This window comes from Halomonas sp. SIMBA_159, assembly GCF_046536035.1.
Classification (GTDB): Bacteria; Pseudomonadota; Gammaproteobacteria; order Pseudomonadales; family Halomonadaceae; genus Vreelandella; species Vreelandella venusta_A.
Map to the genome: position 1 here is coordinate 129,020 of NZ_JAWJBT010000002.1, position 15,174 is coordinate 144,193.

Sequence of the window (15,174 nt, forward strand, 5' to 3'; positions counted from 1 at the left end):
TATGGCAAACGTAGATCAGGCGTCGTTGATCAGCTTGTGGCGTTTTTGCATTTTTTTCATCACCCGGTCGCGCTTGAGCGGCGAGAGGTAATCCACAAACAGTACGCCTTCCAGGTGGTCGTACTCATGTTGAATGCAATGGGCCAGCAGGCCATCCGCTTCCAGCTCGTAAGGCACGCCGTTACGGTCCAGCGCATTGAGCTTCACTTTCAGGTAGCGCGGCACTTCGGCGTAGTACTCAGGGATCGACAAACAGCCCTCAGAGAGCGGCTCTTTGGCATCGCCAATAGGCTCGTAGCGCGGGTTAATCAGCACCAGCGGCTGGGAGTTATCGTCGCTGACATCCATCACCACCACGCGGCGATGCACATCGATTTGCGTCGCGGCAAGGCCGATGCCGCGCGCGTCGTACATGGTCTCCAACATATCGTCGACGAGCTGGCGGACCTCGTCGTCAACGGTTTCCACCGGTACCGCCTTGGTGCGCAGGCGCTCGTCGGGGAATTCGAGAATAGGAAGTTTGGCCATGGCGTTACAATCACCGTTATGCTGAGTCTTTAAGATGAGCTAGCGGCTAACCTGTGTCAGCGCGCCTAACTGCTTTACTATTAGCCACTATATCATGCTGATAGCGTTCCTGGGCACGCGTGACACCGTGTGGCCCTCTTCAATCGCTTCATCAACGACTGCCTGGGGAGAACCGGATGGTGGCCCGAAAGCCTCTTTATTATAGCGTCTTTGGCGTGCTCTTAACGTGGGCGATGCTGGCCAGTCAGGCAGCCTCGGCTTTGGAAGGGCTGCGCCATGATGCCCCGCAGCGCTATGAGGTGGTGCCAGGCGATACGCTTTGGGACATCTCGGCCCGTTATTTACACTCTCCCTGGCAGTGGCCCTCTTTGTGGCAGGCGAATCCGCAGGTGCGTAATCCGCACCTCATTTACCCCGGCGACGTGCTGCTACTGGGAACTTGCCAAGGCCAGCCGTGCTTAAGCTTGGAGCGCGGCCAGGGCATCGTCAAACTCTCGCCGCAAATGCGTACCGTGCCGGAGCGCGAAGCCATCACGCCGATTCCGATGGAGGTGGTGCGCTCTTTCCTGCGCGAGCACCGGGTGGTCGAACCAGGCGAAAACCTGCAGGAACTTGCATATGTGGTCGGTGGTGATAATCAGCGCTTAATTAGCGGAGCGGGCGATACCTTGTATGTCCGTGGGCAGGTGCCAGCAAGAGGGACGCTGGGGATTTACCGCCCAGGTGAGCCTTATATCGCGGCCGATGGCACGCTGCTGGGCGACGAACTGATCAATATTGGTGAAGCGCGCTATGTGAGTGGCGAAGGGGATATTGCCCGTATAGAAGTGCTTAGCGCTTACCAAGAGGTGCGTAATAACGACATCTTGCTGCCGCTTGAGGACCGCGAGCTCAGCGATACCTTTATGCCCCGGGCACCGTTGAATGATGTGGCGGGTCAGATTGTTGCGGTACCCGGCGGAGTGCGATTTATTGGACGCCTGCAGATAGTAGCGTTGGATCTCGGTTCGCAAGATGGCCTTCAGCCAGGGCATGTGCTGCGTGTGAACCAGCAAGGGGAGCTGGTTAACGACCCGCGCACCCAGGAATTGCTCCGGTTACCCGAAACAGAAGCTGGCTTGGTGATGGTGTTCAGGCCCTATAACCATATGAGCTACGCCTTGGTAATGCAGGCCTCGCGGGTGCTGGAGGTAGGCGACAGCGTGCGCACGCCCACGCAATAGGCATCGTGACATAACAGAATATAAGGGGAACTCTATGGACGCCAAGGAGTGGCTGGCGGTCAATGCTTTGCCCGGTATGGGCGCTGCGCGAATTGCGCAAATGGTGGCACGCAAGCCCCAATGGCCACAGGGTTGGCTAGCGACTCTACCCAGCAATGCCGCCAATGCGCTGCGACTGTGGCTGTCGCAGCCAGAGCGCAGCCCGCTGCAACAGGCGGTGGATGAAACGCTTGCCTGGCTGCAGAAAGCACCACGCCGCCACTTACTGCATCGCGACCATCCTGCGTGGCCCGCACTGCTCAACCAACTGCCTGACCCGCCGGTGGTGTTGTGGGCTCAAGGGGATCTGAGTGCATTAGAAGGCCCTGGGCTTGCCATGGTAGGAACGCGCCGCCCAACGTCTGAAGGGAGTGGCCATGCCCAAGCGTTTGCCCGCGAGTTAGCCAATCGCGGTTGGTGCGTGGTGAGCGGTATGGCGCTGGGGATAGATGGCGTTGCCCAGCGTGCCGCGTTAGCCGCCGGTGGACGCTCGATTGCCGTGCTGGGCTGCGGGGTCGATGTGATTTACCCTGCCCGCCATCGAGATTTACATGAGCAGTTAGGGTCGTTGCCCGGTGGCCTTTTGCTCTCTGAGCATCCACCGGGCACGGTGGCCAGGCCAGCCTTCTTTCCCCGCCGTAACCGAATTGTGACGGGCCTCTCGTTAGGCACACTCGTGGTAGAAGCTACCGAGAAAAGTGGCTCACTGGTCAGCGCGCGCCTAGCGCTTGAGCAAGGCCGCGAGCTGTTTGCGCTGCCGGGGTCGTTGCACAATGTGCAAGCCCGTGGCTGCCTGCAATTGCTGCGAACAGGGGCCACCTTAGTACGCCATGTGGACGATATCATCGAGGAGTTGCAGCACTGGGTGCCGCACTATTTACCTACAGGGCTATCCAAAGGGCTATCCACGGCGCAGACGGTAAACAGCGCAGAGCCAGCGCCTGAACTGCCCGAGGAATCATCCGATATAGAGGCTCGACCTGGCGATAGCTTGTTAAACGCCCTTGGCCCGGTGCCTACGCCGATTGATACGCTGGTTCAGCACACGGGAGTGTCCGTGAGTGAGTGCCAACAGCGGCTTCTCATGCTAGAGCTGGATGGCAAGGTGGCACAGCAGGCGGGTGGCTGGGTGAGGCTCGCAGCGCCGTGGTAAGATGCCTATTCCACTTTTTAATCGTCTAAGAGCTTATTCAGGAGCGTCTATGAAAGCGGCGGTTGACGTGAATGCAGCGGTAAGTGCGCTACGTGCAGGCGGTGTGATTGCTTGCCCCACAGAAGCCGTATGGGGGCTCAGCTGTGACCCTGATAACGATGAAGCGCTGGCGCATCTCATGCGTATGAAAGAGCGCGACCCTGCCAAGGGCGTGATTCTCGTCGCGGCCAGTATTCAGCAGTTCCAGCCTTGGTTAACGCAGCTGCCGCTATCGCTTCATGCCCCGCTGGCCGCCAGCTGGCCTGGCCCGAATACGTGGCTTGTACCGGATAACGGCAGAAGCCACGGCCTAGTGCGAGGTGCCCACCAAAGCGTTGCCCTGAGGGTTACCGACCACCCGTTAATGAAAGCACTCTGCGAAGCCTTCGGTGGGCCGCTTGTCTCCACCTCCGCCAACCGAGCTGGCGACCCTCCTGCCATGAGCGCAGAAGAAGTCGACACCATTTTTGGTGATGAGGTCGCTGCTATTACGGCAGGTGAACTTGGTGGCAATGCCAAGCCCAGCACCATCAGAGATCTAGTGACGGGTAAAGTCATGCGCGCCTAGCGCCCCGCGCACTACCTGTAATCATCGCCAACGACTCACCATTCACGATTCACCTCACCAGGAGTTACTGTGGCTCACGAGCACCTAGACGACGTTAAAGCCTACCTTCTCGACCTGCAGGAGCGGCTGTGTGCAGGCCTTTCCGCTGCCGATGGCCGTGCCGCGTTTAAGGAGGATAGCTGGCAGCGTGAAGAGGGCGGCGGTGGGCGCTCCCGCGTCATGGTGGAAGGCGCTATTTTTGAAAAAGGCGGGGTCAATTTTTCCCATGTGTTTGGCGCCCAGTTGCCGCCTTCCGCGACGGCGGCACGGCCGGAGTTAGCCGGGCGCAGCTTTCACGCAGTGGGTGTTTCTTGGGTGATGCATCCAGAAAACCCCAACGTGCCTACGAGCCACGGCAACGTTCGCTTCTTTATTGCCGAAAAAGAGGGAGAGCCACCGGTATGGTGGTTTGGCGGCGGCTTTGACTTAACCCCCTATTACCCGGTATTTGAAGACGTGGTGCACTGGCACCAAGTGGCCCAAGACGCCTGCGCGCCCTTTGGTGAAGGCGTTTATGAGCGCTATAAAACCTGGTGCGATGACTACTTCTATCTAAAACACCGCGAAGAGACCCGCGGCGTTGGTGGGCTATTTTTTGATGACCTGAACGAAGGCAGCTTTGAAGAGTGCTTCGCGTTTCAGCGCGCGGTGGGCGACAGCTTTCTGGATGCTTACCTTCCGATTGTCGAGCGCCGCAAGCAGGATGCGTGGGGCGAACGCGAGCGTGACTTCCAGCTTTATCGCCGCGGTCGCTACGTGGAGTTCAACCTAGTCTGGGACCGTGGCACGCTGTTTGGCCTGCAAAGCGGCGGGCGTACGGAGTCGATTTTGATGTCCATGCCGCCACTGGCCCGCTGGGAGTACGCCTTTACTCCGGAGCCTGGTAGCCGCGAAGCAGCGCTGCACGACTACTTGTTACCACGCGATTGGCTGGCTGAGGCTGCCCAGCAGAGCAACGCCTAAGGAGCTTCGATGACTGACCGTTACTGCGTATTTGGCAACCCTATTAAGCACTCGAAATCGCCCCTGATTCACGGCGAGTTTGCCAGCCAAACCCAGCAAGCCATGGCCTACACCGCAGAGCTTGCCCCTGTGGAGGGTTTCGCTGACGCTTGGCGAGCGTTTGTCGCCGATGGTGGCCGGGGCGCGAACGTGACCGTACCCTTTAAAAGTGATGCCTTTGCCCTGTGCGATACGCTTAGCCACCGTGCCAAGCGCGCTCAGGCAGTCAATACGCTGATTGTAGGCGGCAATGGGCGTACCTACGGTGACACGACCGATGGCGTTGGGCTGGTACGGGATTTGGCTTATCACCGCGTAGCATTAGCGGGCAAGCGCGTGCTGGTGCTCGGCGCAGGCGGAGCCGTGCGTGGCATTCTAGAGCCGCTGTTAGCAGAGCAACCCAGCGAGGTGGTGGTGGCAAACCGCACCGCCGACAAAGCCGAACAGTTGGCTGAAGCATTCGCTGATCTGGGAAGTATCCAAGGCGGTGGTTTTGCCTCGGTGAAAGGGCCGTTTGACTTGGTGATTAACGGCACCAGTGCTAGCCTTTCCGGCGAGTTGCCGCCGCTTCCGGAAGCGCTGTTTGCCGAAGGCGCGTGGGCCTATGACATGATGTACGGCGCAGAGCCGACGGTGTTTCTTCAGTGGGCGGGGCCGCGAGGAGCCAAGCTGCTGGATGGTTTGGGAATGCTGGTCGAACAGGCTGCCGAGTCGTTTTTCCTATGGCGCAACGTGCGGCCTGAAACGGCCAGCGTGCGCACGCAGCTGCGGCAGTCGCTCAACTATTAAGTTGCTCTACTATTAAGACGCTCAGCTATTAAGACACCCAACTACTAGATATGGCGATGGGGGCGAGTGCCCCCATCGTTACTTAATCTAGCTAGCTTGATCGAGTGAATCGGGTCGCGCTAACGCGGCTTGGTATAAAATCCCACCATACACATCACCAACCCCACCACCGAGAGCAGCATACCGCCGTTGACCAGTAGCGGTGAGCGCTCTAACCACGATACAAAAGGCTGTGGCGTATTGTTGCAGGTGCTGTCTAGATAGTTCCAGTAGCCGCCTTCAAGCTGGCAGGCGCGTACGTCGCCCAACTCCCAAAAATAGACGCCCAGTAGCACCAGAATTGGCAGCACTAACAGCAGTAAACCCAATCGGATCATTGAAACCTCGGGTGGCCGCTACGGTCGCGGGCAGTTGGGTGTGCGGCCGCTAGAGCGAGCCTGCTCGTAGGTAGCCAGTGCCTGCTCCATATTGGCTTGCAGGCCTTGAATCCGCTGGCCTTGGCTGGGGTGCGTCGACATCCACGCGGGAGGCGAGCCGCCGCCAGAGGCTGCCTGCATATTTTCCCACAGGGTAACGCTGTCACGCGGATCAAAGCCCGCTTGCGCCATTAATTGCAGGCCAATCACATCGGCTTCGCTTTCATGACGGCGTGAGAAAGGCAGCGCGATGCCGTACTCAGCGCCCATACCCAGAACCCCCATCATCTGCTGGCCTGCCGGTGTTTGCATGCCGGAGGTGCTGGAGATCACTGAAAGACCCAATGACGTAGCGCTTTGGGTGGAGGCGCGTTCGTTGGCGTGGCGCGCCAGCACGTGGCCAATTTCATGACCGACCACGGAGGCTAACTGGTCCTGGCTGGTGGCGATATCCAGCATGCCGGTGTTTACACCCATGTAGCCGCCAGGAAGGGCGAAGGCGTTCGGCTGTTCGGACTCAAACACACGAATTTGCCAGTCAAGATTGCGCTGCTCGTCGGGCAGTACATCGACAATGGCATTGGTAATGCACTGTACGTAGCGGTGGCTCGCCTGGCCCGCGGTTGGAATATTCTGCTGGTACTCCGCGAAGGCCTGCTGGCCCATTTGGTTGAGCTGATCTTCGGAGAGCAGCAGTAGCTGCGAGCGACCGGTAGGTGAGGTCGAACAGGCCGCGATTGAAGCGCATAGTGCCGTAACCGCTAATGGGCGAAGCCAACGCATAGACAGTTTCCTTATAGACGAGTGGGGATCCTTGCACACAAGATAACCACTGACAGTGGTAAATCAACCCCTATCATAACGCACTCTGAGGATGACAATGGATGCTGAATTAAGCCAGCGCCTAGCGCGGTTACTTGATCATGTTGACCACTGGCTGCCACCTGCGCCTGAACCCGTGGAATGGGACAGCCATGTCGCGGCGATTTGGCAGCGCCACCCGCTGGGCGGGCGGTTAGTGCCGGTGCCCCCAAGAGATACCATGACGCTGGACGACCTGCTGGGCATCGAGCGCCAGAAGCTGGCGTTGGTGGACAACACCCGCGCCTTTTTGCAGGGCCTACCAGCTAACCATGCGCTGCTTTGGGGTTCCCGTGGCAGCGGTAAGTCGTCAGTGGTACGCGCGCTGCTGAACTCGCTGGCCAGTGAAGGCCTGCGGTTGATCCAGGTCGATCGCCATGACCTAGCAAGCCTACCGCTGCTGGTGGAACAACTGCGTCATCAGCCGCACCGCTTTGTGGTGTATTGCGACGACCTGTCGTTTGAAGGCAACGACGATGCCTATAAAGCGCTTAAGAGCGTGCTGGATGGGGCGCTGACGGGGCCGCCGGACAACGTACTGCTCTATGCCACCTCCAACCGTCGCCACCTGCTGCCGGAGTCGATGGATGACAACAGCGGTTCACGGTTGGTAGGCGAAGAGTTACATCACGGCGATGCAGTGGAAGAGAAAATCTCGCTGTCAGACCGTTTCGGCCTGTGGCTCGGCTTCCATCCGTTTAGCCAAGCGACCTATCTTGAAGTATGCGAACACTGGGTGGGCCGTATTGGCGAGAAGCAGGACTGGGATGATGCAGCGCGTGCGGAGGCGGTTCGTTTTGCTACGCTGCGCGGCGGGCGAAGCGGCCGGACGGCGTGGCAGTTTGCGGCCCAGTACGTGGGCCGCAAACGGCTGCATGAGCGCCAGGAATAGCGCGCTAAGACTTAGCGTTGGGGAATTAACTGCCCATCGGCACCGACGTTTAAGCGAATGGTGGGAGTGAGCAGGCCAGAAGGTAGCGTCATACCCAGGCCGCGCAGGTCGCCTGGGGTGATGGCGAGCTCACTGCCCGCAGGTAGCTCGCCTTGGCTGGCGAGTTGGCTCGCCAGCTCCAGCATCGGCGACATTTGCTGATGGTCGGCGGCCAGCACATCAAAGGCTACGGGCAGGCGAAGATTGGCGTCTTCTCCAGACGTCAGAGTGACATCCTGCTCATACTGGCCTTGTACCGGGTCAACTCCGGGCATATCCAGCGTCCAGCCAAAGCCCGACATCTCCACTGGGGGCATGCCGACAGGTAAGCCAAGCCCCATGGCCAATGTGGCCTGCACCGGCAAGCTGCCTGCGCCCAGGCTAGAAGCCAGCAAGCCTGAAAGGTCGCTGGTATCCAGCCCGGCGTTGACGCTGTAAGGACCAATGCGTACGTCTTCAATACCCAGCGATGTGACCGCCAAACGAAACGCAAATAGCCCCGTTTGGGGCAGCGCCAGGCAGCCGGTTAGTAAGCTGGCCAGCAGCAGTAAAACTAAGCCGCGTCCGCGACGAAAAACGTAGGGCATGTATATCCCTCCTAAGAAGGGCAGAGAGTCTAGGTGGCGAGTGCCGAAAAGCGCCGCTATTTGAGGGCGGGCGAGGGTGTCTGTCAAGCAGATTTGCTGTTGGAGAGGGTAATAAAAACGCCCGCTGAATCGTCAGCGGGCGTTGAGCAGAAGAGCATCGCTTAGCGGCGGCTTTTGCGCGCCTCTTTGGTGCGATTAAGCTCGCGCTTCTTGGCTTTCTCTTTATCGCTGGCACCCGACATGTGGTCGAAGGGGTTATCGCCAGAACGGAATTCAAAGCGCATCGGCGTACCCTGCACCTTTAACACTTTACGGAAGGTGTTAGTGAGGTAGCGACGATACGCTTCAGGCAGCGATGCCGTCTGGTTGCCATGCACCACGATAATGGGCGGATTGCTGCCACCTTGGTGAGCCATACGCAGCTTGATGCGTCGGCCATTGACCATGGGCGGCGGATGCTGGCTGACCGCATCCTGCAGCAGTGTGGTGAGACGATTGGTCGACCAGTGTGCGTTGGCGGCGTTAAATGCCCGCTCAATGGAAGGGTACAAATCGCCCACCGCCGTGCCGTGAAGCGCGGAGATAAAGTGCAGCTCGGCGTAGTCTGCAAAGCCCAAACGGCGCTTGATGTCCGAGCGCATCTTCTCTTTGGCTTCGCTCTCTAGACCATCCCACTTGTTCACCGCCAATACCAGCGCGCGGCCAGAGGTGAGCACGTAGTCCAGCAGGTGCAAATCCTGTTCGACCAAGCCGCTGCGGGCGTCCAGTACCATCACCGCCACGTGGCTCTCTTTAATGGCATCCAACGTTTTGATGATGGAGAACTTTTCAGCGATCTCACTGACGTTTTTACGCCGACGAATACCGGCCGTATCGATCAGTACGTAAGGCTTGCCGTTGCGCTCAAACGGAATTTCGATGGCATCGCGGGTGGTGCCCGCTTCATCAAATACCACCACACGCTCTTCACCCAGCAAACGGTTGACCAGCGTGGATTTACCTACGTTCGGGCGTCCAATGACGCCAATGCGGATACCTTTCGAACCGGTATCTGCGGGAATGCTTGGGTCCCGCTCGGGGAACGGTTCAAGCACCGTATCAATCAGCAGCGATACGTTGCGGCCGTGAGCAGCCGCGATGGGCCAGGGGTCGCCAAGGCCGAGTTTCCAGAAGTCGGCCATGGCCGAGTGCTCTTCCAGGCCGTCGGTCTTGTTAACTACCAGCCAGGTTTTCTTCTGATTCACTCGCAGGTGATTGGCAATCGCTTCGTCGGCGACGTTTAGCCCAGCCCGGGCATCTACCAAGAACAGTACAATATCCGCTTCATCAATGGCCGCGAGGGACTGCTCAGCCATCGCGGCATCGATGCCTTCTTCGTCACCGCTGATACCGCCGGTATCAATCACGGTGTACGCTTTGCCACCCAGCATGCCGTTACCGTATTTACGGTCGCGGGTCAGGCCAGGAAAATCTGCCACCAGCGCATCGCGCGAGCGGGTAAGGCGGTTAAACAGCGTCGATTTGCCCACATTGGGGCGACCGACTAGTGCAATGACGGGTGTCATGGAGTTACTTCCAGGGTTTCCAGGCGACCATTGTTGGCCTGGACATGAATGGTGCTGCCTTCAGTGACCGGGCGCACGCTAATACCCGAACCATCGATACGGGTACGGCCTACCAGGTTGCCTTCACGGGCGTCGATCAGGTGAACATAGCCTTCAAAATCGCCGACCACGATACGGCCATCGGCAAAGGCGGGGGCGGTCAGCCAGCGATCTTCCAGATCATCGTTACGCCAGACTTCCTGGCCGCTGTTGGCATCCAGGGCCACCAGGTGGCTGTCGTCGGTGACTGCAAATAAGAAGTCGCCCACCAGAATGGGCGTGTGGCGGCTCGATAGTGTGGTTTCCCACAGTACGCCACCGCGGGTGGCTTCCAGCGCAACCACACGGCCGTTGTAGCTGGTCACGAACAGGCGGCCATCTGGGCTGAGCACCGGCTGACCAGAAAGGTCTACCAGGCGCTCAACGTCGCTGCGTCCACGCGGTGTAGCAATCTGCATATCCCATAAAGCTTGGCCGCTGCGGTTATCCAGCGTGGCAAGACGACCGTTTGCAAGGCCAACGAACGAAACCGGGTCGATTACCATCGGGGTGCCGGTGCCGCGCAGCGTTAAAGCAGGCTGAGAGCTTGTATAGACCCAGCGCTCTTCGCCGCTGGCGCGATCCAGAGCCGTCACCTGTCCGTCAACGCTTTGAACCAGCAGCAGCTGCTGATTGGCCTGCGGAGCGGCGAGTACTTCGCTGGAGACCCGCGAGCGCCAGGCAACGCTGCCGTCGCGCTGGTCAAGGGCGATCACTTCACCGTTGCTGGTACCCAGGTATACTTGGCCTGCAATGGCGTTCAGGGCGCTTGAGATGGCTGTGTCTAGCTCGACTTCCCACTCGCGTTCGCCGCTGTTGGCATTAAAGGCGGCCACTAACCCGTTGGTGTCTGCGGCAAAGATCGTATCGCCTTCACGGGAAGGAGCGATCGGGTAGCGAGCGGGCCCAAAGCCATCACCCACGCGGCGATCCCAAACGCTATCCAGCGATGAGCTTTCATCAAAGCTGCGCAGCTCTTTGGGCGTGAACGCTGGCTCACCCTTGCTGGCACAGCCAGCCAGCAGTGCCAGCGCAACGGCACCCAGAGTGGTACGCATCAGATGTTTGGAAAAAAGCGGTTTTGACAGGCTAGTCGTCATCACTGTGTTGCCTCCTCGGCGCCGAGATCGTCAAGCTTGAACTGCACGCCATAAAGCGGCTGGTTCTGCGTTTGGGCGAGTGACTGGGCGGTTTGCCATGCATCGCGTGCTTGATCTGGCTGGTTAAGTGCTAGGTAAGCATCGCCACGCACGTTGGCTTGCTGAGCGGCCAGCGCCTCGGAAATGGGCTGGTCGAGCAGAGCTAACGCAGCGTCAGGGTTGCCTTCGGCCACTTCAATGCGCGCCAGACGCAGCCAGGCCAAACTCTGCACATAGCGGCGAGAGGAGTTGCTAGCAACGTCCTCTAGCGCCTGTTTAGCGGCGGCGAGATCGTCTTGCTGTACCGCAAGACGTGCTTCCAGCAGCTGAGCAAGCTCGGCATACAGGGTGCTGCCATACTCATCGGTCAGCTCGTCAATCAACGTTTGTGCAGCGCTTAGCTGATCCCCTTCCAAGGTGGTGCCAGCGGTCATGTTGATGAGCTGCTGGTAGCGGGCAGAAGCTGCCTCTGACTTACCCTCTTGGTAGTTTTGCCACGCGTTCCAACCAAAGACACCGGCCGCCGCGAGCACGGCACCGGCAATCAGCGATGTTCCGTTCTCTTTCCACCAGCGTTTTACAACGTCTAGCTGCTCTTCTTCGCTTCTCAGCTCCGCCACGGGCGGCCTCCTATTCCATGGGTCAGCCGCTTATGCGACTAACGAGTATTCAGCTGCCCAGGCAGTGCTGGGGCAGTTACGTTAATGAGACGGTACGTTAGCCAGTAACGCATGAAGCGCGTCGGCCAGCTCGGCCTGGGCCACTTGCTGCTGCTCGCGGTTATCGCGTAGAAACTTCAACGTGGCGGTTTGGTGGGCAAGCTCATCCTCACCTAAGAGTATCGCAACCGGCGCGCCACTCTTGTCTGCCTTCTTCATGCGGCTTTTAAAGCTACCGCCGCCGCAGTGGAGCTGCAGGCGTAAAGAGGGCAGTGCACTGCGCAGCTGCTCGGCCAACGTGAGAGCGGCAACCGTGGCACTGTCATCCATCGCCATAAGATAGGCGTCACAGCCGCCCATGGCATCGGCAGGTACCAAGTTGAGCGTTTCCAGTAGCAGTACCAGACGCTCAATGCCCATGGCAAAACCAACCGCTGGCGTGGGCTTGCCGCCGAGCTGCTCAACCAGGCCATCGTAGCGGCCACCGGCACATACGGTGCCTTGGCTGCCCAGAGCAGTGGTGGTCCACTCAAATACGGTGCGGCAGTAGTAGTCCAGGCCGCGCACTAAACGCGGGTTGACCACGTAAGGAATATGAGCAGCATCCAGCATCGCTTTTAACTGCTCAAAATGCACCCGAGACTCGTCGTCCAGGTGGTCCATCAACTGCGGGGCGGCGTTGAGCATCTCCGCCATATCCGGATTTTTAGAATCCAGAATGCGCAGCGGGTTGCTGGTTAAACGCCGTTTGGAATCTTCATCCAACACGTCCTGGTGCTGCTCAAAGTAGGCCACCAGCTTGTCGCGATAGGCGGCCCGCGCTTCTGAAGAGCCTAAGGAGTTCAGCTCTAAAGTGACGTGCTCCATCAAGCCCAGCTCTTGCCACAGGCGTGCCGAGAGCAAGATGACTTCGGCATCAATGTCTGGGCCATCAAAGCCGTACGTCTCTACGCCGACCTGGTGGAACTGGCGATAGCGGCCTTTCTGAGGGCGCTCGTGGCGGAACATTGGCCCTTGATACCAAAGCCGCTGGGTTTGGTTATGCAGTAAGCCGTGTTCCATGGCTGCCCGAACACAGCTGGCGGTGCCTTCGGGGCGCAGTGTCAGGCTGTCACCGTTACGATCGTCGAAGGTGTACATCTCTTTCTCAACGATGTCGGTGACTTCACCAATCGAGCGGGCAAACAGCGCGGTTTGCTCCACGATTGGCGTGCGAATTTCATCGAAGCCGTAGCGGTGCATCAACTGACGTACCTTGGCCTCAAAAAATTGCCAGCGAGGGCTGTCGCTGGGCAATAGGTCGTTCATTCCACGGATGGCTTGAATCTTTTTAGCGGCGGACTTGCTCAATGAAAACTCCTTGTAGAGGCGGCAGCACAAGAGGCGGGAAGGGCGCACCGCCTCTTGCAAGCAACATAAACGTTAAACGCTGCGCGCAATCATATTCTCTTGCTGCTGCTCTTTTTGACGCACTTTGTCGCGGATCAGCTTTTCCAAATCGTCCACAAGGTGATCGTTACGCAGCTTACTGGCAGGTTTGCCGTCGATGTATACCAAGTTGGCCGGCGAGCCGCCGGTCAGGCCGATATCGGTCTCTTTGGCTTCGCCAGGGCCGTTAACCACACAGCCAATCACTGAAACATCCAGCGGCGTCATCACATCTTCCAGGCGCTCTTCGAGCTGGTTCATGGTGCTGATGACGTCAAAGTTCTGCCGCGAGCAGCTGGGGCAGGCGATAAAGTTAATGCCCTTAGCGCGCAGCCTCAAACTCTTCAGCATATCGAACCCGACCTTGATCTCTTCTACAGGATCAGCGGCGAGTGAGACGCGGATAGTGTCGCCAATACCGTCCATCAGCAGCATACCAAGGCCGATGGAGGATTTTACCGTGCCCGAGCGCAGACCGCCTGCTTCGGTAATGCCCAGGTGTAGCGGCTGCTCAATGCGGGTGGCTAGATCGCGGTAGGCGGCCACGGCCATAAACACATCAGACGCTTTTACGCTAACTTTAAACTCCTGGAAGTCGAGGCGATCCAGGTGGTCAATATGGCGCATGGCCGACTCAACCAGTGCCGCCGGCGTGGGCTCTCCGTACTTCTTCTGCAAATCTTTCTCAAGCGATCCGGCGTTTACCCCGATACGAATCGGAATGCCATGGTGCCGTGCTGCGCTGACGACCGCACGTACGCGATCTTCCCGGCCAATGTTGCCGGGATTGATGCGCAGGCAGTCAACGCCTAGCTCGGCGACGCGCAGGGCAATTTTGTAATCGAAATGAATGTCGGCAACGAGGGGGACGTCCACCCGCTGTTTGATTTTGCCAAAGGCTTCGGCGGCGTCCATATCCGGTACGGAGACGCGTACGATATCCGCCCCGGCTTTTTCCAACTGCTGGATCTGGCCGACGGTGGCGTCCACATCCAGGGTGTTGGTGTTAGTCATGCTTTGTACAGAAATCGGCGCATCGCCGCCTACGGCCACATTGCCAACATGAATTTGGCGTGACAGGCGGCGTTTAATCGGAGAAGGGGCGTGCATAAGACGGGTCACTCTCCCAGGGTAAAGCGGGCAACGTTATTGGCACCGGCGCGCTGGGCAAGGTTCACAACCTCGCCTTGATAGCGCAGTTCTACTCCGGTGGCGTTACCGATAGTTAGACGAAAAGGCGGCTCGCCCTCAACGCTTGCGGTGGTGCCGGGGGTTTGCAGGCCGACAAAGACGCGCTGGTTGTTGGCATCAAAAATTTCTGTCCAGGACTGCTCGTTAAACGTCAGTTCTAGTAAGTTAGGCGTCGCGGCAGCGGGAGCTGCTTCAGCGGCTTCTTCAGCAACTTCTTCTGTTTCTACTGTTTCTGTCTCTGCCGTCGGCGCTGCTGCTACCTCGGTGGTGGCATCCGCATCGATGATTTGAGCCGCTGGCTCATCGGTGGCTGCCGCCGGTGCGCTGCTTACGCTCTCAGCGGGCTCGCTGGCTTCGTCGTTTGTCAGCTCTTCTGTGACGGCAGGCTCGGGGGCCATTGCCGGCATGGGCTCCTGCGCGGGTTCGATGTCACTTGCCGGCGCTTCGCTTTCTTCTATGGCAGGTGAGGTACCCATGCTTGGTGGCTCGCTGCCGCCACGGCTTTGCCACCAGGCTACGGTGACCGCAATAAGCCCTACGATCACTAGCAGAGTGACCAGTTTAAACAGCCATGCGCCCATTTTAGACGGTGGTTTGCTGACGGAAACGGGGGCTACCTTACGCTCGTTATCGCTAGCGCCGTGGCGAGCTTGGTACGCCTCCAGCACGACACGGTCGTCCATGCCTAAATATTTGGCATAGGCACGCAGGTAGCCGCGGCGGTAAGCCGCGACGGGTATCTCTTCGTAATTATCTTTCTCTAAACCATCGACAACGGCGGGGCGCAGATTCAGTGCCCGGGCGGCATCAGAGAGCGGAACGCCGAGAGATTCCCGTTGGCGGGAAAGCAGCTCACCAGGAGTCGCGGTGCTGTGTGCCGTAGTAACGCTATCTTGTAACTGTGTGTCGCTCATAGCTGAGCATCCTTCAATAATGTGG

At 58.8% G+C, this 15,174-nt stretch carries 16 protein-coding genes; 6 read left to right on the plus strand and 10 right to left on the minus strand.

Annotated elements, in window-relative coordinates; genetic code table 11:
- Positions 1-15: 15 nt before the first annotated feature.
- A complete protein-coding gene (gene def / locus R0J87_RS01860; RefSeq protein WP_498883985.1) occupies positions 16-528 on the minus strand; it encodes a peptide deformylase in 513 nt (170 codons plus the stop codon).
- Between the two features lie 176 nt (positions 529-704).
- On the opposite strand from def, the gene R0J87_RS01865 reads away from it, so the two are divergent.
- The 5 genes from R0J87_RS01865 to aroE all read left to right on the plus strand — a co-directional run bounded on the left by R0J87_RS01865 (position 705) and on the right by aroE (position 5,380).
- A complete protein-coding gene (locus tag R0J87_RS01865) occupies positions 705-1,751 on the plus strand; it encodes a LysM peptidoglycan-binding domain-containing protein (RefSeq protein ID WP_498883987.1) in 1,047 nt (348 codons plus the stop codon).
- Positions 1,752-1,785: 34 nt separating this feature from the next.
- The gene (gene dprA, locus R0J87_RS01870) at positions 1,786-2,943 is read left to right on the plus strand and encodes a DNA-processing protein DprA (RefSeq protein WP_498883989.1); all 1,158 of its coding nucleotides are present in this window, start codon (positions 1,786-1,788) and stop codon (positions 2,941-2,943) included.
- 49 nt (positions 2,944-2,992) lie between these two features.
- Entirely contained in the window at positions 2,993-3,550 is a 558-nt protein-coding gene (tsaC, locus tag R0J87_RS01875; protein WP_498883991.1) for an L-threonylcarbamoyladenylate synthase type 1 TsaC, read from the plus strand.
- Between the two features lie 69 nt (positions 3,551-3,619).
- Positions 3,620-4,552, plus strand: coding sequence for an oxygen-dependent coproporphyrinogen oxidase (hemF, locus tag R0J87_RS01880; RefSeq protein ID WP_498883993.1), 933 nt, complete (start codon positions 3,620-3,622; stop codon positions 4,550-4,552).
- A 9-nt stretch (positions 4,553-4,561) separates the two neighbouring features.
- The gene (gene aroE, locus R0J87_RS01885) at positions 4,562-5,380 is read left to right on the plus strand and encodes a shikimate dehydrogenase (protein ID WP_498883995.1); all 819 of its coding nucleotides are present in this window, start codon (positions 4,562-4,564) and stop codon (positions 5,378-5,380) included.
- A 119-nt stretch (positions 5,381-5,499) separates the two neighbouring features.
- Here aroE and R0J87_RS01890 read toward each other — a convergent pair whose 3' ends face one another.
- Complete coding sequence (locus R0J87_RS01890) at positions 5,500-5,757, minus strand: hypothetical protein (RefSeq protein ID WP_404344802.1); 258 nt, start codon at positions 5,755-5,757, stop codon at positions 5,500-5,502.
- Between the two features lie 18 nt (positions 5,758-5,775).
- Entirely contained in the window at positions 5,776-6,579 is an 804-nt protein-coding gene (locus tag R0J87_RS01895; protein ID WP_404344803.1) for a M48 family metallopeptidase, read from the minus strand.
- A gap of 97 nt (positions 6,580-6,676) precedes the next feature.
- On the opposite strand from R0J87_RS01895, the gene R0J87_RS01900 reads away from it, so the two are divergent.
- Positions 6,677-7,549, plus strand: a complete 873-nt coding sequence (locus R0J87_RS01900) for an ATP-binding protein (RefSeq protein WP_498883998.1) — start codon at positions 6,677-6,679, stop codon at positions 7,547-7,549.
- Positions 7,550-7,560: 11 nt separating this feature from the next.
- On the opposite strand, the gene R0J87_RS01905 is transcribed toward R0J87_RS01900, so the two are convergent.
- The 7 genes from R0J87_RS01905 to R0J87_RS01935 form a co-directional block, all read right to left on the minus strand.
- The gene (locus R0J87_RS01905; protein WP_498884000.1) at positions 7,561-8,175 is read right to left on the minus strand and encodes a hypothetical protein; all 615 of its coding nucleotides are present in this window, start codon (positions 8,173-8,175) and stop codon (positions 7,561-7,563) included.
- 161 nt (positions 8,176-8,336) lie between these two features.
- The gene (gene der, locus R0J87_RS01910; protein ID WP_311063400.1) at positions 8,337-9,740 is read right to left on the minus strand and encodes a ribosome biogenesis GTPase Der; all 1,404 of its coding nucleotides are present in this window, start codon (positions 9,738-9,740) and stop codon (positions 8,337-8,339) included.
- Positions 9,737-10,918 carry an outer membrane protein assembly factor BamB gene (bamB, locus tag R0J87_RS01915; protein ID WP_498884002.1) on the minus strand — a complete coding sequence of 394 codons (1,182 nt, stop codon included), beginning with the start codon at positions 10,916-10,918 and terminating at the stop codon, positions 9,737-9,739. The genes der and bamB overlap by 4 nt, the downstream gene beginning before the upstream one ends.
- The gene (locus R0J87_RS01920; RefSeq protein ID WP_498884004.1) at positions 10,918-11,577 is read right to left on the minus strand and encodes a YfgM family protein; all 660 of its coding nucleotides are present in this window, start codon (positions 11,575-11,577) and stop codon (positions 10,918-10,920) included. Before R0J87_RS01920 ends, bamB begins: the two co-directional genes overlap by 1 nt.
- 81 nt (positions 11,578-11,658) lie before the next feature.
- Positions 11,659-12,966: a histidine--tRNA ligase gene (gene hisS, locus R0J87_RS01925; RefSeq protein WP_498884006.1), complete on the minus strand. Its 1,308-nt coding sequence runs from the start codon at positions 12,964-12,966 to the stop codon at positions 11,659-11,661.
- A 72-nt stretch (positions 12,967-13,038) separates the two neighbouring features.
- Complete coding sequence (gene ispG / locus R0J87_RS01930; RefSeq protein WP_311063396.1) at positions 13,039-14,154, minus strand: flavodoxin-dependent (E)-4-hydroxy-3-methylbut-2-enyl-diphosphate synthase; 1,116 nt, start codon at positions 14,152-14,154, stop codon at positions 13,039-13,041.
- Between the two features lie 8 nt (positions 14,155-14,162).
- Positions 14,163-15,149, minus strand: coding sequence for a RodZ domain-containing protein (locus R0J87_RS01935; protein ID WP_498884008.1), 987 nt, complete (start codon positions 15,147-15,149; stop codon positions 14,163-14,165).
- Positions 15,150-15,174: the final 25 nt, after the last annotated feature.

Excerpts from the sequence above, each read along its gene's own strand:
- ispG (WP_311063396.1), bottom strand. The coding sequence starts at position 14,154 with ATGCACGCCCCTTCTCCGATTAAACGCCGCCTGTCACGCCAAATTCAT.
- def (WP_498883985.1), bottom strand. The coding sequence starts at position 528 with ATGGCCAAACTTCCTATTCTCGAATTCCCCGACGAGCGCCTGCGCACC.
- aroE (WP_498883995.1), top strand. The coding sequence starts at position 4,562 with ATGACTGACCGTTACTGCGTATTTGGCAACCCTATTAAGCACTCGAAA.
- R0J87_RS01935 (WP_498884008.1), bottom strand. The coding sequence starts at position 15,149 with ATGAGCGACACACAGTTACAAGATAGCGTTACTACGGCACACAGCACC.
- R0J87_RS01865 (WP_498883987.1), top strand. The coding sequence starts at position 705 with ATGGTGGCCCGAAAGCCTCTTTATTATAGCGTCTTTGGCGTGCTCTTA.
- tsaC (WP_498883991.1), top strand. The coding sequence starts at position 2,993 with ATGAAAGCGGCGGTTGACGTGAATGCAGCGGTAAGTGCGCTACGTGCA.
- R0J87_RS01900 (WP_498883998.1), top strand. The coding sequence starts at position 6,677 with ATGGATGCTGAATTAAGCCAGCGCCTAGCGCGGTTACTTGATCATGTT.
- R0J87_RS01905 (WP_498884000.1), bottom strand. The coding sequence starts at position 8,175 with ATGCCCTACGTTTTTCGTCGCGGACGCGGCTTAGTTTTACTGCTGCTG.
- R0J87_RS01895 (WP_404344803.1), bottom strand. The coding sequence starts at position 6,579 with ATGCGTTGGCTTCGCCCATTAGCGGTTACGGCACTATGCGCTTCAATC.
- dprA (WP_498883989.1), top strand. The coding sequence starts at position 1,786 with ATGGACGCCAAGGAGTGGCTGGCGGTCAATGCTTTGCCCGGTATGGGC.
- bamB (WP_498884002.1), bottom strand. The coding sequence starts at position 10,918 with ATGACGACTAGCCTGTCAAAACCGCTTTTTTCCAAACATCTGATGCGT.
- R0J87_RS01890 (WP_404344802.1), bottom strand. The coding sequence starts at position 5,757 with ATGATCCGATTGGGTTTACTGCTGTTAGTGCTGCCAATTCTGGTGCTA.
- der (WP_311063400.1), bottom strand. The coding sequence starts at position 9,740 with ATGACACCCGTCATTGCACTAGTCGGTCGCCCCAATGTGGGCAAATCG.